The 17,669-nt window shown below is 68.5% G+C and carries 23 protein-coding genes; 4 read left to right on the forward strand and 19 right to left on the reverse strand.

Features of this window, described 5'->3' with window-relative positions; genetic code table 11:
• Positions 1 to 43: 43 nt before the first annotated feature.
• From ACSC1W_RS12495 to ACSC1W_RS12525, 7 genes are read right to left on the reverse strand one after another with little or no spacing between them, the layout of a single operon-like run.
• A complete protein-coding gene (locus ACSC1W_RS12495; protein WP_435347802.1) occupies positions 44 to 2,260 on the reverse strand; it encodes an LUD domain-containing protein in 2,217 nt (738 codons plus the stop codon).
• A complete protein-coding gene (locus tag ACSC1W_RS12500; protein WP_435347803.1) occupies positions 2,257 to 2,766 on the reverse strand; it encodes an LUD domain-containing protein in 510 nt (169 codons plus the stop codon). The genes ACSC1W_RS12495 and ACSC1W_RS12500 overlap by 4 nt, the downstream gene beginning before the upstream one ends.
• Positions 2,767 to 2,780: 14 nt before the next feature.
• The gene (locus ACSC1W_RS12505; protein WP_435347804.1) at positions 2,781 to 3,515 is read right to left on the reverse strand and encodes an ABC transporter ATP-binding protein; all 735 of its coding nucleotides are present in this window, start codon (positions 3,513 to 3,515) and stop codon (positions 2,781 to 2,783) included.
• Positions 3,512 to 4,339 (reverse strand): ABC transporter ATP-binding protein, encoded by an 828-nt coding sequence (locus ACSC1W_RS12510; RefSeq protein WP_435347805.1) that lies wholly within the window; start codon positions 4,337 to 4,339, stop codon positions 3,512 to 3,514. The genes ACSC1W_RS12505 and ACSC1W_RS12510 overlap by 4 nt, the downstream gene beginning before the upstream one ends.
• Complete coding sequence (locus ACSC1W_RS12515) at positions 4,336 to 5,448, reverse strand: branched-chain amino acid ABC transporter permease (protein ID WP_435347806.1); 1,113 nt, start codon at positions 5,446 to 5,448, stop codon at positions 4,336 to 4,338. The genes ACSC1W_RS12510 and ACSC1W_RS12515 overlap by 4 nt, the downstream gene beginning before the upstream one ends.
• Positions 5,445 to 6,464, reverse strand: a complete 1,020-nt coding sequence (locus tag ACSC1W_RS12520; RefSeq protein WP_435347807.1) for a branched-chain amino acid ABC transporter permease — start codon at positions 6,462 to 6,464, stop codon at positions 5,445 to 5,447. Before ACSC1W_RS12520 ends, ACSC1W_RS12515 begins: the two co-directional genes overlap by 4 nt.
• Before the next feature lie 3 nt (positions 6,465 to 6,467).
• Positions 6,468 to 7,736 (reverse strand): ABC transporter substrate-binding protein, encoded by a 1,269-nt coding sequence (locus ACSC1W_RS12525; RefSeq protein ID WP_435347808.1) that lies wholly within the window; start codon positions 7,734 to 7,736, stop codon positions 6,468 to 6,470.
• Positions 7,737 to 7,972: 236 nt separating this feature from the next.
• On the opposite strand from ACSC1W_RS12525, the gene ACSC1W_RS12530 reads away from it, so the two are divergent.
• The 4 genes from ACSC1W_RS12530 to ACSC1W_RS12545 all read left to right on the forward strand — a co-directional run bounded on the left by ACSC1W_RS12530 (position 7,973) and on the right by ACSC1W_RS12545 (position 10,301).
• The gene (locus tag ACSC1W_RS12530; RefSeq protein ID WP_435347809.1) at positions 7,973 to 8,629 is read left to right on the forward strand and encodes a potassium channel family protein; all 657 of its coding nucleotides are present in this window, start codon (positions 7,973 to 7,975) and stop codon (positions 8,627 to 8,629) included.
• Between the two features lie 217 nt (positions 8,630 to 8,846).
• On the forward strand, positions 8,847 to 9,710 hold the full coding sequence (locus tag ACSC1W_RS12535) for a dihydrodipicolinate synthase family protein (protein ID WP_435347810.1): 864 nt from the start codon (positions 8,847 to 8,849) through the stop codon (positions 9,708 to 9,710).
• On the forward strand, positions 9,707 to 9,841 hold the full coding sequence (locus ACSC1W_RS12540; RefSeq protein ID WP_435347811.1) for a hypothetical protein: 135 nt from the start codon (positions 9,707 to 9,709) through the stop codon (positions 9,839 to 9,841). Before ACSC1W_RS12535 ends, ACSC1W_RS12540 begins: the two co-directional genes overlap by 4 nt.
• Positions 9,834 to 10,301, forward strand: a complete 468-nt coding sequence (locus ACSC1W_RS12545) for a DUF7384 family protein (protein ID WP_435347812.1) — start codon at positions 9,834 to 9,836, stop codon at positions 10,299 to 10,301. The genes ACSC1W_RS12540 and ACSC1W_RS12545 overlap by 8 nt, the downstream gene beginning before the upstream one ends.
• Position 10,302: 1 nt before the next feature.
• Here the strand turns inward: ACSC1W_RS12545 and ACSC1W_RS12550 are convergent, their stop codons facing one another.
• From ACSC1W_RS12550 to ACSC1W_RS12605, 12 genes are all read right to left on the reverse strand, one after another.
• Positions 10,303 to 10,506 carry a hypothetical protein gene (locus ACSC1W_RS12550; RefSeq protein ID WP_435347813.1) on the reverse strand — a complete coding sequence of 68 codons (204 nt, stop codon included), beginning with the start codon at positions 10,504 to 10,506 and terminating at the stop codon, positions 10,303 to 10,305.
• 39 nt (positions 10,507 to 10,545) lie between these two features.
• Positions 10,546 to 11,325 (reverse strand): SDR family NAD(P)-dependent oxidoreductase, encoded by a 780-nt coding sequence (locus ACSC1W_RS12555; protein ID WP_435347815.1) that lies wholly within the window; start codon positions 11,323 to 11,325, stop codon positions 10,546 to 10,548.
• A gap of 159 nt (positions 11,326 to 11,484) precedes the next feature.
• Positions 11,485 to 12,048 (reverse strand): XTP/dITP diphosphatase, encoded by a 564-nt coding sequence (locus ACSC1W_RS12560; RefSeq protein ID WP_435347817.1) that lies wholly within the window; start codon positions 12,046 to 12,048, stop codon positions 11,485 to 11,487.
• Positions 12,049 to 12,218: 170 nt separating this feature from the next.
• On the reverse strand, positions 12,219 to 12,491 hold the full coding sequence (locus ACSC1W_RS12565) for a DUF5808 domain-containing protein (protein WP_435347818.1): 273 nt from the start codon (positions 12,489 to 12,491) through the stop codon (positions 12,219 to 12,221).
• A gap of 81 nt (positions 12,492 to 12,572) precedes the next feature.
• Positions 12,573 to 14,150 (reverse strand): bifunctional N(6)-L-threonylcarbamoyladenine synthase/serine/threonine protein kinase, encoded by a 1,578-nt coding sequence (locus tag ACSC1W_RS12570; RefSeq protein WP_435347820.1) that lies wholly within the window; start codon positions 14,148 to 14,150, stop codon positions 12,573 to 12,575.
• Positions 14,151 to 14,285, reverse strand: coding sequence for a 30S ribosomal protein S27ae (locus tag ACSC1W_RS12575; RefSeq protein ID WP_435347822.1), 135 nt, complete (start codon positions 14,283 to 14,285; stop codon positions 14,151 to 14,153). It lies immediately after the preceding gene.
• The gene (locus ACSC1W_RS12580; protein WP_435347824.1) at positions 14,286 to 14,597 is read right to left on the reverse strand and encodes a 30S ribosomal protein S24e; all 312 of its coding nucleotides are present in this window, start codon (positions 14,595 to 14,597) and stop codon (positions 14,286 to 14,288) included.
• An 84-nt stretch (positions 14,598 to 14,681) separates the two neighbouring features.
• Entirely contained in the window at positions 14,682 to 15,227 is a 546-nt protein-coding gene (locus ACSC1W_RS12585) for a GTP-dependent dephospho-CoA kinase family protein (RefSeq protein WP_435347825.1), read from the reverse strand.
• Position 15,228: 1 nt separating this feature from the next.
• Positions 15,229 to 15,426 (reverse strand): transcription elongation factor subunit Spt4, encoded by a 198-nt coding sequence (gene spt4 / locus ACSC1W_RS12590; protein WP_435347826.1) that lies wholly within the window; start codon positions 15,424 to 15,426, stop codon positions 15,229 to 15,231.
• Positions 15,427 to 15,996 (reverse strand): DNA-directed RNA polymerase, encoded by a 570-nt coding sequence (locus ACSC1W_RS12595; RefSeq protein WP_435347827.1) that lies wholly within the window; start codon positions 15,994 to 15,996, stop codon positions 15,427 to 15,429.
• A 3-nt stretch (positions 15,997 to 15,999) separates the two neighbouring features.
• The gene (locus ACSC1W_RS12600; protein ID WP_435347828.1) at positions 16,000 to 16,386 is read right to left on the reverse strand and encodes a type II toxin-antitoxin system VapC family toxin; all 387 of its coding nucleotides are present in this window, start codon (positions 16,384 to 16,386) and stop codon (positions 16,000 to 16,002) included.
• Positions 16,387 to 16,394: 8 nt separating this feature from the next.
• A complete protein-coding gene (locus ACSC1W_RS12605) occupies positions 16,395 to 17,630 on the reverse strand; it encodes a translation initiation factor IF-2 subunit gamma (RefSeq protein ID WP_435347829.1) in 1,236 nt (411 codons plus the stop codon).
• Positions 17,631 to 17,669 lie beyond the last annotated feature (39 nt).

The raw sequence follows: 17,669 nt of genomic DNA on the forward strand, positions 1-17,669 counted from the left end.
GGACGGTCCACACCGGAGGCGTGGACGACGGACGGTGGAGGAACTACGTTGGCGCTATCAACTCGACGGCGTGCGGTACGTCGTCGCCCAGGAGCGCGTCGAGCTGTTCCTGACAGGAGGTTCCACTCGCCGCGACGACGGGTTCGCCCGCGAACTGCTCTGCGAGGTCCGCGCCGACGTCCATGCTGAGTTCGTAGTACCTTGACTTGTAGCCGAAGCTCCCTGCCATCCCGCAGCACTCCACGTCCGAGGTGCGGACGGTCGCACCGCAGGCCTCCAGCACGGCGACGGTGTACGGTTCGAGGTCGAGGGTGCGCCCCTGGCAGTGGCTGTGGTAGGCCACGGACGCCGGCGGCGTCCCGAGCGCGTCCGCCGACCCGCCGTTCTCCAGCAGGCCGTAGACGTACTCCATGACCTCGTAGCTCGCGTCTGCGAGTCGGTCGGCCGACTCCGACGGGAGCAGGCGGTCGTACTCGCGCTCGAACATCGCCAGCGCCGAGGGTTCGACGACGACCACGTCCCGCCCGGCGTCGACGTGCTCGGCGAGTCCGTCGTACACGTCGCGGGCGTGGACGGTCGCGGTCGAGAGCATCCCCTGCGAGAGCGGGGCGCGACCCGAGGACCGCACGGCCGGGACCCGGACCCGGACGTCGAGGGCTTCGAGCGCCCGAACCGCCGCCTTCCCGCGGTCGACCAGCACGTAGTTCGTGTACGTGTCGGGGTACAGCACCGCCTCGCGGACGGCGTCGTCCGACTCGACGCGCGGGCCGCGCGCCTCGAACCAGTCGACGAGCGTCTCCCGTTCGAACGTCGGCAGGTCGCGTCGGCGGTCGACGCCAGCGACGCGCTCCATCGCCATCCGGACGGGACCGGCGTCGGCCAGCCAGTTCGAGACGGGCGCGGTCGCGCTCGCTAACTTCGCCAGGCGTTCGAAGTTGCCGAACAGGCGCTTCCCGGGGGCGAGCCCCGACGGCTCCTCGTCCGGCGTGAGGCCGTCGACGAGGTGGTCGAAGGTTCCGGGGTCTTTGCCGCGGTTGACCCGGTCGCGGACGACCGTGTTGATCCACGGGATGTCTATCTTCACGGGACAGGCGTCGACGCACCTGGTGCAACCGGTGCAGAGGTCGTTGAACTCGGCGGCGCTGTCGAGGCCGTGGACGCCCGCTTCCCAACCGGTCGCGATGCCGCCGGAGTACGTCTCCCCGCCGAAGCCGTGGCCGCCGACGGCCTGGAAGTTCGCACAGGAGTTCGAGCACGCACCGCACCGGATGCAGTACAGCGTCTCGCGCAACTGGTCGTCCTCCCGCATGGCGAGTCGCCCGTTGTCGACGAGGACGAGGTGGAACTCGCGGTCGTCGTCCGGGGCGTCGGCGTCGGCCGTCGCGTCGCCGAACGCGACCGGTTCGTCGCTGTCGAAGTCGAGCGTCGGCGACGCCGTCGGTGGCGTGAACAGCGAGACGTACCGCGAGACTGGCTGGCCGGTCGCCGCCTTCGAGATGAGGTCGAGGAACGGGCCGAACTCCGCGACCGACGGGAGCAGTTTCTCGACGCCAGTCAGCGCGACGTGGGTGTCGGGGGTGACCGCGCACTTCCGGGCGTTACCCTCGTTGGTCACCAGCGCCATCGACCCCGACTCGGCGAAGACGAAGTTCGCGCCGGTGACGCCCACGTCGGCCTCGCGGATGCGCTCGCCGAGGTAGTCCCTGGCGAACCGGGTCAGTTCTTCGGTCGTCTCGAGCGGTTCCTCGGGGTCGAACACCCCATTGAGGAGGGCTGCGATCTGTTCTCTGGACTTGTGCAGCGCAGGCCCGACGATGTGACTCGGCGTCTCGTCGGCCAGTTGGACGACGAACTCGCCGAGGTCGGTCTCGTAGACGTCGACACCGGCCGCTTCGAGCGCGTCGTTCAGGTCCAGTTCCTCCGTCGTCATCGACTTGGACTTGACCAGCGTCTCCGCGTCACGGTCGGCACAGACCTCGGTGACGTAGCTGTTCGCGTCGGCCGCGTCGTCGGCGACGTAGACCGTCCCGCCGTTCGCCTCGACCGACTCCCGGACGCGTTCGACGAGGGTCGGCAGGTCCGCGATGGCCGCCTCCTTTATCTCCCGCGCTTCCTCGCGGGAGGCCTCCCAGTCGTCGAAGTTCTCGGCGGCCTCGTACCGGTCACGGTTCTTCGAGCGTACCTTCTCGCCGATGAGCGGTCCCTCCGTGTCGAGGAGGTTCCGGATGTGGGCCGCCGTCCGTTCGCGTTCGGGACTCATGCGTCGCCCTCCTCGTCCTCTACGACCACGACGTGTACCGAGTTCGGCCCGTGGACGCCCTCGACGAGGCCACCCATGTCCGCCGTCGCCGACGCCCCGGTGGCGAGGACGTACGAGTCGCGGCCGGCGGCGACCTCCTCGGCAAGCCAGTCGACCGCGTCCCGGCCCGTCGCCACGACGTCGGCGGCGTCGAGGACGGCGACGTGGCGCTCGGGGTAGAGACTCACCGGTTCGTCGCCGCCGGCGGTCGACCGGACGAGGACGCTCCCGAACTCGGCGATGCCGAGTCGGGCGGGCGTCACGCCGGTCGCCGCGTCCCGCAACTCGGCGGGTGTGAACGTCGTCTCGACGGCCGACGGCAGGTCGGCGTCGACGTGCAGGGGCACGCCGACGGCCGGCCGGTCGACGGCGCGTTCGAGCGTCGCCTCGAGGCCGTCGAGGGTCGTCCGGTCGGACGTCACCCCGAGGCCGTCCAGCGCGTCCACGAAGTCGTCTGTCTCTGTCATTGTCCTTCCCAACGTTACACACCGAGGTAGCGCTGACGGAACTCCTCGTCGGTCCGGATGCGCTCGCTCGTCACCTCGTCGACGATTCGGCCCTCGTCGAGCACGTAGTGCCGGTCCGCGATGGCGAGGGCCGCCGCGACGTTCTGTTCCACGAAGAACACGGTGATTCCCTTCTGGTCGTTGATGTCGGCGACGATGTCCTCGATGCGCCGGACGATGTACGGCGCGAGTCCCTCGAAGGGTTCGTCGAGCAACATCAGGTCGGGGTTGGCCGCGAGCGCCCGGGCGATGGCGAGCATCTGCTGTTCGCCCCCGCTCATGTTCCGGGCCTCCTTCTCGCGCATCTCGTCCAGTTCCGGGAAGAACGACAGCGCCTCGTCCAGTCCGAGGGGGTCCGACGCGTGGTTGATGGCGAGGCGGACGTTCTCGACGACGGAGAGTCGCGGGAAGCACCGGCGCTTCTCCGGGACGATGGCGAGTCCGGCGTTCGCCCGGCGGTACGGCGGCCACCCGAGCATCGACTCGCCCCGGTAGCGTACGTCGCCGCCGAGGACGGTCGGCACGTCGGCCCCCATGATGGCGTGCATCGTCGTCGTCTTGCCCGCCCCGTTGCGCCCGAGGAGGGAGACAAGTTCGCCCTCGCCGATGGAGAGGTCGACGTCGAACAGCACCTGACCGGTTTCGTACCCGGCCTGCAGGCCGTCGACCTCGAGCAGTGGCGTCGCCGTGGTGGATGCGTCCGAACTCATAGCTCCTCCCTCATGCCGCCGAGGTAGGCGTCCTGGACGGCGTCGTTCGCCCGTATCTCCTCCGGCGGGCCGGTCGCGATGAGCGACCCGCGGTTCAGTACCGAGATGCGGTCCGAGATGGACAGCACCACGTCCATGTCGTGCTCGATGAGGACGACCGTCAGGCCGAGGTCGTCCCGGATCTCCTCGATGAGGTCGGCGGTCGCGGTCGTCGCGCCGGGACTCATCCCGGAGGTGGGTTCGTCGAGCAACAGCACGTCCGGGTCCGTCGCCAGCGCCATCGCGATGCCGAGTCGGCGCTGGTCGCCGTGCGAGAGGTTCTTCGAGAGCGTCGAGGCCGGGGCGTCCAGTCCGACGGTGTCCAGCAGTTCCACGGCCCGGTCGCGGCCGACCGACCGGTGGTCGCGGAACAGGTCGAAACTGAACGCGCCGCGGCGGGTCGTCTGTACGACGACCCGGACGTTCTCCAGGACGGTCTGGTCCTCGAACAACTCGTTCGACTGGAACGAGCGCGCCAGACCGAGGTGCGGCCGTTCGTGTTCGTCCAGGTCGGTGACGTCCGCCCCGCCGAGGTACACCCGGCCGTCGGTCGGCGGGAGCGTCCCCATGATCGCGTTGAACAGCGTGGTCTTCCCCGCGCCGTTCGGGCCGATGATGGCCCGGAGTTCGCCGGGTTCGACGCCGAGGCTGACCCGGTCGACCGCGACGACCTCGCCGAACGTCCGTCGCAACCCGTCGGTCGCCAGCGCGGCGTCCTCGACCGCGACGGCCGGGTCGATCGACGGCGTCTCGTCCGTTCCGTCGGCCGGGGTCGCGTCGCTCATTCGCGCACCCCCCTGACCCGGCCGTAGAGGCCACGCGTCCAGTCACGCAGGAAGCCCCAGATGCCTTCGAGCGGGGCGACAACGACGAGCACGACGAACAGCGCACCGAGGAAGAAGTGCCAGTGGGTCAGGACCCCGGAGAGGTCCGCGCTCGCGAACCCGAGGTCGAGTACCTCGAAGTCCGTGAGGAAGTCCTCGGCGAACTGCCAGACGAACACCCCGGCGATGGGGCCGAAGAAGTACCGGACCCCGCCGAGGACGGCCATCAGCACCGTGTCGCCGCTGGTCGTCACGCCGAGGGTCTCCTGGGACGCGCCGTAGTTGTTCACCATCAGCACCGCCCCGGCCAGCGCCGACAGCGCGGCGCTGATGGTGAACGCCTGGATCTTGTACCGGGTGGTGTCGATGCCCATCGCCCGGGCGAGGTTCTGGTTCTCCCGGATGGCGACCAGCGAGCGCCCGAACGGCGAGCGGACGACCTGCCACAGCGCCAGCATCGAGGCGAGGAACACCACCGACACGAACCAGTACCAGTCGACCTCGGTTCCGGCGAGCACGACCACGAGTTGCCCCCTGGTCGACTCGACGAACCCGGGCAGGACGTCCTGGGTGACCCCGTTCGACCCGCCGGTCAGGTTCAACGGGTTGCGGTTCGCGACGAACTCGACCGCCTGTGCGACCGCGAGCGTGAGGAACGCGAAGTATATCTCGCCCTTCTCGACCGTGAGTCGCCCGAGCAGGTAGCCGACCGTCGCGGCGACGGCGACGCCGATGCCGGCGGCCACGACGAACGGCAGTTCGGGCGCGCCGGCCCGGCCGGAGACCCCGATGGCGGCGGCGTACATCCCGAAGCCGAGGAACATCGCGTGCCCGAACGAGAGCAGGCCGGCGTAGCCGAACAGCAGGTTGAACGCGGCGACGAACACCATCCAGATGAGTATCGTCGAGGCGATGGCCTCGTAGCCGAGCAACAGCGGGTGCGAGACGACCGGGCGCAGGAGCAACACCAGCACCAGCAGTCCGAGGGGGACGCGGTAGCGCCAGGCGAGGGTCCTGACCCTCGCCAGCGTCTCGCCCGTCTCCTCGCCGTGTGCGGGTTCGTTTCTCATTCGAGGAACCCCTCCTCGCCGAACAACCCCCTGGGCCGGAACAGCAGGATGAGTATCATCACGAGGTACGGGACGAGCGCTCGAATCTCGAGCGCCAGCCACGGCGTCCCGAGCACCTCGGCGAACGCCGACAGGACGACCGGCGTGAGGTACGCCGAGATGCCGATGAGGATGCCGCTGACGACGCTCCCGAACAGGCTCCCGACGCCGCCGACGACCACGACGACGAACGCGAGGATGACGAACGTCTCGCCCATCGTCGTCCGCATGCCGGTCTCGGCGGAGTAGAGCACCCCCGCGAGGCCGGCCAGGGACGCACCGACGAAGAACATCGCCGTGAACCGTATCGGGAGGTTCACACCGACGAACTCCGTCATCTCGCCGTCCTGCACGCCGGCACGGACGGTCAGTCCGAAGTCGGTCCGCGAGATGAGCAGGTACACCGCGACGATGGTGAGGACGGCCACGCCGACCAGGAACAACCGGTACGTCGGGACGGTCGTCACGCCGAGGTCGGTCCCCGTCGTGAGCGCCTCCGGACGCTGGAGTTCGAGCGGTGCCGTCCCCCAGTAAGCCCGGATGGCCTCCTCGATCATCAGCGTCAGTCCGAACGTCGCCAGCAGGCTGACGATGGGGTCCGACCCGTACAGGTACCTGAGGACGGTTACCTCGACCAGGATGCCGACGGCACCGACCGCCAGCGGGGCGACGACGAGCGCCGCCCAGAACGGCAGGCCGAGGCCCACGACGACCGAGTACGAGAGGTACGCGCCGAGCATGAAGAACGCCCCGTGGGCGAAGTTCACGATGCCCATCAGGCCGAGGATGAGCGACAGACCGAGCGTGACGAGGACGAGCACCATCCCGTACACGAGTCCGCCGATGGCCTGGTCGATGAACAGCCCCGGCTGGACGGCGAACGCGACGGCGAGCAGGACGACCGTCAGGACCGCGGCGACCCACCACGCCGGCGAGATAGCCGCGAGGTCTTCACGGGTGAGTTCGCTCGTACTCATCGATCACATAGAGCAACCGGTCTCGGAGACGGGGCGGGCCACGTCGTCCCCCGCGAAGGTGTTCACCGTCTGGAACCACCGCTTGTAGGGGTCGTCCTGCATCTGGTCGACCGGCAGCGCCTCGACGCTGTAGGTCGGCTGGATCAGCTGGTGGTCGCCGGCCCGCCAGTACATGCCGCTGTCGCCGCCCTTGATGTCGGTGACGCCGGAGGACACCTCGTGGCCCTCGAGTGCGCTCCGCATCTCGTCGGCGTTCGTCGAGTCCGCCCTGACCGCCGCACGGACCGCCTGGTCCATCGAGAGGTAGCCCAGGAAGTGCCGGACGTACGGGTCGGTCTCGGAGGTCTCGGCGACGCGCTCGCAGAACTCCTGTGCGGCAGTCGTGTCGACCGCCGGCCCCCAGACCTGTCCTGCCGTGTCGAGGATGCCGGCGGAGTCGCGGTCCAGCCCCCAGAAGACGGCGTCCTCGAGCTGGTGCATCGCGAGCGTGTAGTTGCCCTGCATCCCCTGCGAGACGAGCTGGTTGGTCGCCTTCCTGAGGTCGAGCCCCGCGATGAGCATGCCGATGCCCTCGGCACCGGAGTTGTCCGCCTCGTTGAGGTACGGCGAGTAGTCGTCCGCCGGGAACGGCGTCGGTGAGGTGCCGACGACCTCCTTGCCCTGCTCTTCGAGGATGCGGGTCACCGCCTCCTGTGCGGTCTGTCCCCACGCGTAGTCGGAGAACAGCAGGTACCAGCTGTCGGCTCGCTCGGCCATCTCGGCACCGATGGTCGCCGCCAGCATGGAGTTCGACGCCGACGGGCGGAAGGAGTACGGCCCGCACGCGTCCCCCGTGAGGCCGTCCCCGTGGGCACCCGTCGGGAAGTAGATGACCTCGTTCTCGTTCGCCCACGACGCCATCGCCTGGGCGGCGCTCGACGACACCGCTCCCATCGTGAAGTCGGCCTCGTCCTCGGTGACGAGTTGCTGCATCCGGCTGACGCCGGTCGACGGGTCGAGTTGCGTGTCCCCCGTCTCCACCGAGATGCTGACGTCGAGTTCCGATTCCAGGTCCTCGACGGCGAGCATGGCACCGTCGAGTGCCGACTGCCCGAACACCGAGAACGGTCCCGAGAGCGACGTCGTGTACCCGACGGTCAGTTCGTTGGCGCTACCCTCGCCGCCACCACCGAGCGAGGAGAGACATCCTGCCAGCCCAGTGACCCCTGCTGCTCCTGCTGCGCGCAGGACGGTCCGCCTGTCCACCGCCTCCCGAATGTGGTTACCACACATGATATGCCCTAACAAACAATGATAGATAAAGCCACGTGGTAGATTCGCCGATTTTGCCGATGAATTTACGCTCATGGCCTGATAAAATCGAAATGTCCCAAGCGGAGTGGTAGTTTGCCACAAAGTATCAAAGTACACCTAGCCAACATGATACGTAGCGGTCAGTCGACTCTCTTCGCCCCGCGAAACCAGGCACCGGGACTACCCTTTTTACCCCCGCTTGCGTACCGTTGTCCATGAAGTTCGTCATCGTGGGTTACGGTCGAGTCGGAACGCGAACCTGCCGCATCCTCGCCGAGGAGGGGCACACCGTCGTCGTCGTCGACAACGACCCCGACAAGGCGAGGCGAGCACGCGAGGACGGCTTCACCGTCGTCGAGGGTGACGGCGAGGACGAGGACGTCCTCGAGGAGGCCGGCATCGACGACGCCGACGCCATCGGGGCGCTCACGCCCGACCTCAACGCGAACTTCAGCGCCTGCATGATCGGGAAACACCACGGCGCACGGACCGTCCTCCGCATCGACGAGGACTACCGCGAGGACATCTACAAGAAGTACGCCAGCGACGTCGACGAGGTCGTCTACCCCGAGCGACTCGGCGCGGCCGGCGCCAAGACCGCGATGCTCGGTGGCGACTTCAACGTCCTCGCCGACGTGACCGAGAACCTCCAGTTCTCCGTCTTCGAGATACCCGAGGACTCCCCGCTCGTCGGCAAGCGCGTCGTCGAGGTCGACCTCCCCGAGCAGGCCCGCATCTACGCCCACGGTCCGAGGGACGGGTCGCTGACGATTCCGCTCCCCTCTACCGCCATCGACCCCGGCGACCGACTCGCCGTCGTCGTCGAACAGACCGGCGTGAGCGCCGTTCGCGACGCACTGACCGCTGCCTGAGTCGAGGCGATTCGAAAGGGGGGAGACAGCGAAGTGCCGGGCGCGCACGCGTGAGGATGGGAGTTCGAGGCCGACGTTGCGCGCCCCAGGGGAGTGGTGACCCCCGGCCACCTTAAAACTGCGTCAGACACCCGTCTTACCCATCCCGCGATTCCGTCCCTCGGTAGCCCCAACCGGTGCCGGTCCGTTTTTGACGCCCCGGCGACTCCTCTCTCGTATGCGAGGCACCGGACTACCGCTCGTGACGCCGTTCGACGACGAGGGCGACGTCGACGAGACTGCCCTGCGGGAACTGGTCGACTGGGTGACCGACGCCGGCGTCGACTTCGTCGTCCCGTGTGGGTCCAACAGCGAAGCACCGCTCCTCGGTTCGGCCGAGCGAACACGCGTCGTCTCCACCGTCGCCGACCAGACCGACCTGCCGGTCCTCGCCGGGACGGGCCATGCGGGGTACCGGGAGACGCTCGACGAGACGGTCGCGGCGGCCGACGCCGGTGCGGACGCCGCACTCGTCGTCACGCCCTACTACTTCCGGCACGACGACGCGACCCTCGCGTCGTACTACCGCGAACTCGCCGACGAGAGTCCGATTCCGGTGTACCTCTACAGCGTCCCGGCGTTCACCGGGACGACGCTCGACCCGCGGACGGTCGAGGCGCTCTCGACGCACCCGAACGTCCACGGCATCAAGGACTCCAGCGGCGACCTGGAATCGCTCCAGCGGACCGTCGCGCTGACCGACGACGCCGACTTCTCGGTCCTCGTGGGGAGCGGGAGCATCTACGCCGCCGCACTCGACCACGGTGCAGACGGGGGCGTCCTCGCGCTGGCGAACGTCGTGCCCGAACTCGCCAGCGAGGTGTACGACCGGCACCGGGAGGGCGACGCCGAGGGGGCACGCGAGTTGAACCGGTCGCTCGTCGAACTCGACCGCGCGGTGACCGCCCGCTACGGCGTCCCCGGCGTCAAGGCCGCGATGCGGTCCCGGGGCGTCCCAGCTGGTCGGGTCCGGCGGCCGTTCCGTCCCGTGAGCGACGACGACGGGGACGAACTCGCCGCGCTCGTGGAGGACGTGACATGACGTGGGCGAGCCTGTTCGAACGGGCCGAAGCGTACGGGGTCGAGGTCGACGACGTTCGACGGGCGCTCCGCGAGCGTCGGGACGCGTCCCCGGCCGACGCGCCGGAGGATGGTGACGACGACGATGGCTGACGCCGCCACACGCGTCGTCGCGGACGCCGACGTCCTCGCCGCCGACCTCTGCTGTGGCGGGGCCAGTCGCGAGGCGCTGGACCACGTCCGGCGACACAGCTGGATGACCCTCGTCGCCAGCGACCACCTGCTCGACGACGCCGAGGCAGTCGTGACCGCGGTCGCGGACGGGTCGCTGGCGGGCGACTGGCGCGAACGGATCGAGGACGAACGGGACCCGGTCGACCACCCTGCGACGGACCACCCCGCACTCGCGTCGGCGTATCGCGGCGGCGCAGCCCACGTCCTCAGTTTCGACGAGGAACTCCGGAGCGCCAGGACGGGCGCGGCGCTGAACCGCCGGATGGCCGTGAGCGTCCGGACCCCGGACGCGTTCGCACGGCTGTTCGACGCCGAAAGTCTCTACGAGGCCGTCGGCGGCGGGCGCTATCCGGGACCGGACCGCGACCCGCGCGACTGAGCTAGCGCTGCTGCTCGAAGACGCGTTTCAGCACGAGGTACGCGACGGCGAAGTCGACGGAGACGAGCGCCAGCACCGCCCAGTATATCGTCGACCCGGTCGGGACGAACTGCGAGACGACGACCAGCGAGAGGGCACAGCCAACCGCGCCGAGCAGTGCTACACGCTGTGGACCGAGTCGAGGGGCGAACGTGTCAGAGCTCATGATGGTGGCCGAGTTTCGCCTGGCAGCTAAACCTTCCGGTCACCTGCGCTCGTTCACCCGACGGGCGACCCGCCTGCGGATGGGTCGCGGCGTCACGCGGGCGAGCAGGGAGAGTGCCTTCATCGGCAGGCCAGGGACGACCACGGCGTCGCCCCGCATGACCCCACGGTACCCCGCTGTGGCGACCTGCTCGACCGACTGTTTGTAGGTCGACCCGACGGCCGAGTCCCCCATCCCGGCGCGGTCCTGGAAGTCCGTGTCGACCGGACCGGGAGCGAGCACGGTCGCGCTCACGCCGGTCCCCCGGAGTTCCTCCGCGAGCGCCTCCGTGAAGGAGTTGACGTAGGCCTTGCTCGCGTAGTAGCCGGCCATGAACGGTCCCGGTTGGAAGCCGGCGGTCGACCCGACGTTGAGCACTCGACCCCGACCACGGTCGGTGAAGTCGTCGAGGAAGAGCCGCGTGAGTTCGACGAGCGTGACGACGTTCAGTCGCAACTGCGTCCGTTCCTCGTCGAGGTCGGCCTCGGCGAAGGGGCCTGCCGTCCCGATGCCGACGTTGTTGACGAGGATGCCCACGTCGAGGTCGCGGTCGTGGACGGCCTCGTAGAGGGCGTCGCTCGCGCCGTCCCGGTCGAGGTCCATCGATATCGTGGTCGCGTCCACGGCGTACCGGGATTCGAGGTCCCCCGCCACGTCGGCGAGGACGCCCTCACGACGGGCGACGAGGGCGACGTCGTGTCCGTGTCTTGCGAACTGACGGGCGAGTTCCCGGCCGATGCCACTCGACGCGCCGGTGACGAGAGCGGTGTCGCGGTCCATGTCCGCACCGGTGGCCGCCGGGGGAGTAACCCTTCGGATTTCGAGGGGCGAACAGGCGGCGCGGTCCGCTGGCCCGGCGATGCGCCACGCACCCGCCACGGCCGCCGGGCCACCCTGGTCAGGTCACGCCGGGTCTGGCCCCGCCTTCGTACAAGAACGCTAGCGTGGCCCCTTGCGCTCTGCCGGTTCGTCGGCGAGCCAGTCCGCGAACTTCGCCAGCGCGCGCCCCCGGTGGCTGATGGCGTTCTTCTCGGCCGTGCTCATCTCGGCCAGCGTCCGGCCGTCGTGTTCGAAGATGGGGTCGTAGCCGAAGCCGCCGTCGCCACGCGGGTCGACGATGCGACCCTGCACTGCACCGTCGAACGTGGCGACCTCGTCGCCGTCGTAGTACGCGAGGACGGTCCGGAAGCGCGCCCGGTCGTCGTCCCGGGTGGCGACGAGTGCCCGGACGCCCTCGACGCCGACGGTGTCCTCGACGTACGCGGAGTACGGCCCGGGGAAGCCGTCGAAGACGTCGACGAAGAGTCCGGCGTCGTCGACGAGCACCGGGTCGGTTCCGCCGAGATGCTCGAACGCCTCCCTGGCACCGAACGCGGCGATGGCTTCGAGTTCGTCGTGCTGTATCTCGGTGTAGTCGTAGTCCACCTGTTCGACCGGCTCAGAGAGGTACTCGCGGGCCTCACGGACCTTCCCCTCGTTGCTCGTCACGAATCGAATCGCCATGTGGGGAGGGAGACGTGCGGGCGCAAAGAGCCGTCGGTTGGCGGTCGGGGGCAGGTCGCCGAGCGACGTCACCTCGGCTCCTGAGCCCGGGCGGGTTGTCGAGGGCCGCCGGGACGGGCGTCACGCGTCGCTGGGCGATCTCGAAACGACCGCGAGAACCGCGACGGCGGTCAGTCCTCGACGACGACCTCGACCGCCTCGTCCGCTGCGGCCTCGGCGCCGCTCTTCGCTTCGCGCTCGCGCCAGAGCATGAGGCCGGCGACGCCGATGACGACCCAGGACCGCCAGTTGGCGAGGTTCAGGGTGTAGCCGATACCGAACGGTTTCGGGACGAGCATCCCCTTTCCGGGGTTCCAGTACGACGACAGCATGCGGCTCATGCTCGGGCGTTCGAAGTTGTACGGGACCCCCAGTATCTCACCGGAACTCGGTTTGTCGGGCATGTCTAGGGATACGTGGGGTTGAGTTAAGAAGATTGTCGTCGGTACCGACAGGTCGTCGGCCCGTCACGGGCGGCGAACTCGTCAGCGGTACCGGCCGCGACCCTCGACGTCGTGCAGGCGGGCGAGCACCGCCTCGTCGCCGCGTTCGCGGTAGCCGTCGCGGACCGCGTCGCGCAGGGCGTCCGGCGCGTCGGCCGTCCCGACGAGGCTCTGGTCGAAGACGTGCAGGTCCATCGCGTAGTCCTCGACGTGGTCGGTGTGGTATCCGAGTCCGAAGTCGATGAGGTACGTCCGGTCGTCGCCGCCGACGCGGACGTTCCGGGTCGTCGGGTCCCCGTGGACGAACCCCGCCTCGTGTATCGTGGCGAGGTGTCTGCCAACGTCGCGGACCCCGTCGGCCGACGGTCGGTCGCGCAGGTCCGCCTCGCCGACGCGCTCGAACACCAGCGTCGAAGTCTCGGGGTCGAGGTCGTACACCACCGGCGTCGGCACGCCGACCCGGCGGGCGTGACTCGTCAGGCGCGCCTCCAGCACCGTCCGGTCCCGGCGCAACGTCGCGTCGAGACCCGGGTGCCGGTACGCCTTCGGCAGGCGTCGCTTCACGACCCGGTCGCCCTCGAACTCGACCAGCGCCTCTGCTCCCCGGACCGTCTCGTCGGCCCCGGGCGCGACCGCCACGTCCTCGTCGGCGTCGCGCCAGGTGACGGGCACCTCGTCGGGCCGGAAGTTGGGGTCCACGGCGGAGTCCGAGATGGGGAGGGTGTCACCCGCGGCGTACATCTTCGCGCCGAGGACGGCGATCATCCCGGCGTTGTCCCCCAGGAAGCGCGATTCGGGTGCGAAGAACTCGGCCCCGCGCTGGTCGCACATCGTCTCGAGCATCTCGCGCAGACGGGCGTTGTGGGCGACGCCACCGCCGAGGACGAGTTCGTCGCTCCCGGTCAGCGACAGTGCGCGCTCGGACACCTCGGTGAGCATCCCGAAGATGTGCTCCTGGAGCGAGAAGCAGACGTCCTCGACCGGCGTCCCGTCGTCGTACGCCTGCTTCGCGGCGGACATGATGCCGGAGAACGAGAAGTCCATCCCCTTGACGACGTACGGCAGGTCGACGAACTCGCCCGACGTCGCGTGCGCCTCGACCTTCGGCCCACCCGGGTGGGACCAGCCGACGTGTCTGGTGAACTTGTCGATGGCGTTGCCGACGCCGGTGTCCATCGTCTCACCGAGGACGCGGTAGCGCCCGTCACGGTAGCCGAGGAGGTGCGCGTTCGCACCGCTGGCGTTCAAACAGACCGGTGAGGTAAAGCCCGAGCGATGGCGGCCGATCTCGAGGTGGGCCACCATGTGGTTGACGCCGACGAGTGGCACGTCGAGCGTGCCCGCGAGGGCGCGCGCCGTCGTCCCGACGATGCGGAGACACGGGCCGAGTCCGGGGCCACGCGAGAACGCGACGGCGTCTATCGGCCCGTCGACCTCGTCGAGGACCGTCTCGACGACCGCCGGCAGGGCCTCCTGCATGTGTTCGGCGGCCTCGCGCGGATGGATGCCGCCGCTCTCGGGTTCGTAGGCGTCGGATTCGATGCGAACAGTGTCGGACTCAGCGTCGTAGCAGGCGGCGCTCGCACACCAGGCCGTACCCTCGACGCCGAGGACGCGCATCTACTCCCACTCGGTGTAGGAGCACTTCCCGCAGTGTTTGCGGTCGCCGTACTCGCCGAGGAACGTGTCGCCACAGCGCGGGCAGTGCTCCCTGGTCGGCTGACCGTCGTCGTCGTAGTACTCGTAGCGCGCCATCTATGCCTCCTCCGCCTCCTCGGACCCCTCGTCGGCGATGATCTTGTTTCGCTCGAGCATGTGCTCCTGTTCGACGTCGCGGGCGCGCTCGGCCGTGTCGTAGACCTTCGCGTGGCCGACCGTCTTTCGCATGCCGAACTTCGTGTCGAGTTTGCGGATGACGACCTCGTCGGCGTCCTTGTTCAGCATCGCCGCGAGACTGTCGCGAACCGACAGTCGAGACGGCGTCGCCTCGTCGTGAACCATCTCGAACTTCACGTCCGTACGGTGCAACATGGGGTTCTCGTCTTCCGAGAGGATGTCGATGTCCATGGTATCCAGTTACCTAAACTACCCCTCGAAGCGGGTAAAAGGATTTCGAAGTGGGGGATTAGCACGAACGAGGCCAGGACGGCGTCAGCAGAACGAGAGGGCACGGTCGACGTCGCCGTCCATCCGTTCGACGAGGGCGCGCATCCGGGCCCTGCTCTCGGGGGTGACCCGGACGTGGACCATCCCCTCACCTGGCTGACCGTAGACGACGCTCGCACCGTCGGGCGCGAGCAACACGGCCGGCAGGGTTGCGAGGTCCTCCTCGCCCTCGACGAAGATGGTCGTCGCCGTCCCGTCGGCGAGCGAGTCGCGGATCGCGACGACGAGTTCCTCGGTCACGGTCCCGGCGGGATTGGACACGGTCAGGTCCGGGTTCACGACCGCATCGCGCACCGCCTCGTCGACGGGGGCGCGCTTCGTCCGCTCGTCGACGAGGGCGACGTCAGGCTGTCGACCGGCCTCGACGAGGTGGTAGGTGACGATGTCGCCGACGGTCACGAGGGGGCCGGTCACCGACGCGAGGAGCACGTCCGCGTCGGTCTCGACCGGGCCCAGCGGCTCCTTGAACGCGGACCGGAGCTCGGTCGGGAGCGTGAGCAGGACGGTCCCGTCGTGTGCGTCCTCGCTCACGTCAGCGGACCTTCAGCGCGTACTTGCCGGGCTCCGTGACCTCCATCTCGGTCGCGATGTCGGACTTCTCGGGGTGGGCGATGATGACGTAGCCCGCCCAGTCCTCCGTGAGCGAACTGGAGCCACAGGCCTCGCACGTGTTGTTGTCGGGGTCGTTCACCCGGTGGCACTCGCGACAGACGAGTCGGTTCTGCGCCATCTAATCACCCGCCTGCGCCTGGCGCTTCTGTCTGTCCTCTTCGAGCCACCCGTGCTTGCCGAGTCCAGGCTGTTTCGCCGTCAGCCCGATCTTCGAGTCCCGGGGGTTGCGCTCGTCGATGCTCTTGGTGACGATGCGCGCCCGGACGGCGTCGTCGACGCCGAGCGTGCGGTTGGACTCGTTCGAGGCGAGTTGCTGATTCTCCCCGTCGAAGGCGAGGTACTCGTCCGATATCTGGGAGACGTGGAGCAGACCGTCGACCGGGCCGATGCCGACGAACGCACCGAACTCCACGACCTCGACGACGGTCCCGTCGACGACCTCCTGCATCTGCGGGTCGAACGTGACCGCGTCGAAGTCCGCCTCGTAGTAGACCCCCGGTCGGTTCGGGAGGACCGTCCCTTCACCGATGTCGTGGACCTTCGTCACGGAGACGACGCTCCCGACGTCCTCGTCCATGCGACCTTCGAGTTTGTCCTGCAGCAGTTTCTTCACGAGGTCCGGGCTGACGTCCCCGAGTTCCTCCGGCGGCACCTCGACCGTGTCCTTGAGCCTGACTCGCTTGTACATCTGTTATGGTTGAGTGATTGCAAGTTTGTTCCTGCCCCGTAAAGCTATTACCGGAACGCCCGCGTCGAGGACGCGGTCACGCAGGGGCAGGTCGTTCGTGACGACGTACTCGACGTGTCCGCCGCGAGCCAGTTCGACGAGTGCGTCGTCGGCGTACGATTCCTCCGTGTCGACGAGGAGACAGCGTTCGGTCACCAGGTCGTGGCCGACGGTCGCCGCCGTGCCCTCCCGTCCGCCCTTCTCCGAGATGCGTCGCAGTTCCTCGGCGACGGCCTGCGGGGCGACGGGTTCGACGCCCTCGACCAGCCTGTCGAGTTCGTCGAACAGGCGGACGTCGAGTTCGACGGGCATCATGAGCGCGCTCGTATCGAGGGCGACCCGGGTCGACATCTGTCTCGTTATTCCTGGAGCGTCCCGACGCCGATGAGCCGCCAGCGTGCGCCGACGCGGCGGTTGATCGCTATCTTGGCTCCGACGGGTGCACAGACCGGGCGCTTGAGGTTGACCTCGCACTCGCCGTCGCGGGCGGACGTGACCGCGCCGACGGTGGTCGCGGTGCCGACCGTGAGCATCAGCGGTTCGCCGGTGTTTATGTTCTCGACCTCGCCCATGTCCTCGCCGACGACGCGGTCGAGCAGGTCGACGGACATGGTGAAGGCGTTCCACGTGTTCGGGAGGGTCCCCGGCGGGCCGGCTATCTGGCCGGCGAGCGCGTCGCCCTTCGTGTACGACGGGTCGAGTCCGGTCCCGACGCCGAGCAGGCCGCCCGGGGAGACCTCGTCGACCGACTGGCCGCCGGCCTGGAGCGACCTGATGGTCGTCTCGATGGGCCGGTACTCGGTCTGACCGCCCTCCTCGACCTCACGGCCGGGTTGAATCTCGATGTCGTCGCCCTCGTGAAGTCGGCCGCTGACGAGCGAACCGCCGATGACGCCGCCCTGGAGGTGCTCCCACGTCGTCCCGGGTCGGTTGATGTCGAACGAGCGGGCGACGTGCAGTCGCGCGTCGGCGTCGGGGTCGCGCTCCGGCGTCGGGATGTACTCCTCGATAGCGTCGATGAGCACGTCGATGTTGACGTTCTGTCCCGCGCTGACCGGGATGATGGGCGCGTCCTCGGCGACCGTCCCCTCGACGAAGTCCTTTATCTGCTGGTAGTTCTTCCGGGCCCTGTCGGCGTCGACGAGGTCTATCTTGTTCTGTGCGATGACGATGTTGTCGATGCCGATGATGTCGAGCGCCATCAGGTGCTCCTCGGTCTGGGCCTGCGGGACGTCCTCTGTGGCCGAAACCACGAGGACGGCACCGTCCATGATGGCCGCACCGGAGAGCATCGTCGCCATGAGCGTCTCGTGACCGGGGGCGTCGACGAACGAGACGGTGCGGACTACCTCCGTCTCGACGCCGTGTTCGCCACAGGTTTCCTCGACGGTGAACGCCTCGGGTTCGTCGCACTCGGGACAGCGCCTGAACGTCGCGTCGGCGTAGCCGAGTCGGATGGAGATGCCGCGTTTCATCTCCTCGGAGTGCTGGTCGGTCCACTCACCGCTGAGCGCCTGCACGAGTGTCGTCTTCCCGTGGTCGACGTGGCCGACGAGTCCGATGTTCACCTCCGGTTGTTGGTGGTTTCCTGCCATATCGAGAGTAATCTTGGCTACGACTACCCCTGTGCGATT

This window comes from Haloarchaeobius marinus (genome assembly GCF_051207415.1).
In the GTDB taxonomy this organism is placed as follows: Archaea; Halobacteriota; Halobacteria; order Halobacteriales; family Natrialbaceae; genus Haloarchaeobius.

Excerpts from the sequence above, each read along its gene's own strand:
- ACSC1W_RS12605 (WP_435347829.1), bottom strand. The coding sequence starts at position 17,630 with ATGGCAGGAAACCACCAACAACCGGAGGTGAACATCGGACTCGTCGGC.
- ACSC1W_RS12500 (WP_435347803.1), bottom strand. The coding sequence starts at position 2,766 with ATGACAGAGACAGACGACTTCGTGGACGCGCTGGACGGCCTCGGGGTG.
- ACSC1W_RS12575 (WP_435347822.1), bottom strand. The coding sequence starts at position 14,285 with ATGGCGCGCTACGAGTACTACGACGACGACGGTCAGCCGACCAGGGAG.
- ACSC1W_RS12520 (WP_435347807.1), bottom strand. The coding sequence starts at position 6,464 with ATGAGTACGAGCGAACTCACCCGTGAAGACCTCGCGGCTATCTCGCCG.
- ACSC1W_RS12550 (WP_435347813.1), bottom strand. The coding sequence starts at position 10,506 with ATGAGCTCTGACACGTTCGCCCCTCGACTCGGTCCACAGCGTGTAGCA.
- ACSC1W_RS12560 (WP_435347817.1), bottom strand. The coding sequence starts at position 12,048 with ATGGCGATTCGATTCGTGACGAGCAACGAGGGGAAGGTCCGTGAGGCC.
- ACSC1W_RS12510 (WP_435347805.1), bottom strand. The coding sequence starts at position 4,339 with ATGAGCGACGCGACCCCGGCCGACGGAACGGACGAGACGCCGTCGATC.
- ACSC1W_RS12495 (WP_435347802.1), bottom strand. The coding sequence starts at position 2,260 with ATGAGTCCCGAACGCGAACGGACGGCGGCCCACATCCGGAACCTCCTC.
- spt4 (WP_435347826.1), bottom strand. The coding sequence starts at position 15,426 with ATGGCGCAGAACCGACTCGTCTGTCGCGAGTGCCACCGGGTGAACGAC.
- ACSC1W_RS12565 (WP_435347818.1), bottom strand. The coding sequence starts at position 12,491 with ATGCCCGACAAACCGAGTTCCGGTGAGATACTGGGGGTCCCGTACAAC.
- ACSC1W_RS12580 (WP_435347824.1), bottom strand. The coding sequence starts at position 14,597 with ATGGACATCGACATCCTCTCGGAAGACGAGAACCCCATGTTGCACCGT.
- ACSC1W_RS12540 (WP_435347811.1), top strand. The coding sequence starts at position 9,707 with ATGACGTGGGCGAGCCTGTTCGAACGGGCCGAAGCGTACGGGGTCGAG.
- ACSC1W_RS12505 (WP_435347804.1), bottom strand. The coding sequence starts at position 3,515 with ATGAGTTCGGACGCATCCACCACGGCGACGCCACTGCTCGAGGTCGAC.
- ACSC1W_RS12515 (WP_435347806.1), bottom strand. The coding sequence starts at position 5,448 with ATGAGAAACGAACCCGCACACGGCGAGGAGACGGGCGAGACGCTGGCG.
- ACSC1W_RS12555 (WP_435347815.1), bottom strand. The coding sequence starts at position 11,325 with ATGGACCGCGACACCGCTCTCGTCACCGGCGCGTCGAGTGGCATCGGC.
- ACSC1W_RS12545 (WP_435347812.1), top strand. The coding sequence starts at position 9,834 with ATGGCTGACGCCGCCACACGCGTCGTCGCGGACGCCGACGTCCTCGCC.
- ACSC1W_RS12595 (WP_435347827.1), bottom strand. The coding sequence starts at position 15,996 with ATGTACAAGCGAGTCAGGCTCAAGGACACGGTCGAGGTGCCGCCGGAG.
- ACSC1W_RS12600 (WP_435347828.1), bottom strand. The coding sequence starts at position 16,386 with ATGTCGACCCGGGTCGCCCTCGATACGAGCGCGCTCATGATGCCCGTC.
- ACSC1W_RS12530 (WP_435347809.1), top strand. The coding sequence starts at position 7,973 with ATGAAGTTCGTCATCGTGGGTTACGGTCGAGTCGGAACGCGAACCTGC.
- ACSC1W_RS12535 (WP_435347810.1), top strand. The coding sequence starts at position 8,847 with ATGCGAGGCACCGGACTACCGCTCGTGACGCCGTTCGACGACGAGGGC.
- ACSC1W_RS12570 (WP_435347820.1), bottom strand. The coding sequence starts at position 14,150 with ATGCGCGTCCTCGGCGTCGAGGGTACGGCCTGGTGTGCGAGCGCCGCC.
- ACSC1W_RS12525 (WP_435347808.1), bottom strand. The coding sequence starts at position 7,736 with ATGTGTGGTAACCACATTCGGGAGGCGGTGGACAGGCGGACCGTCCTG.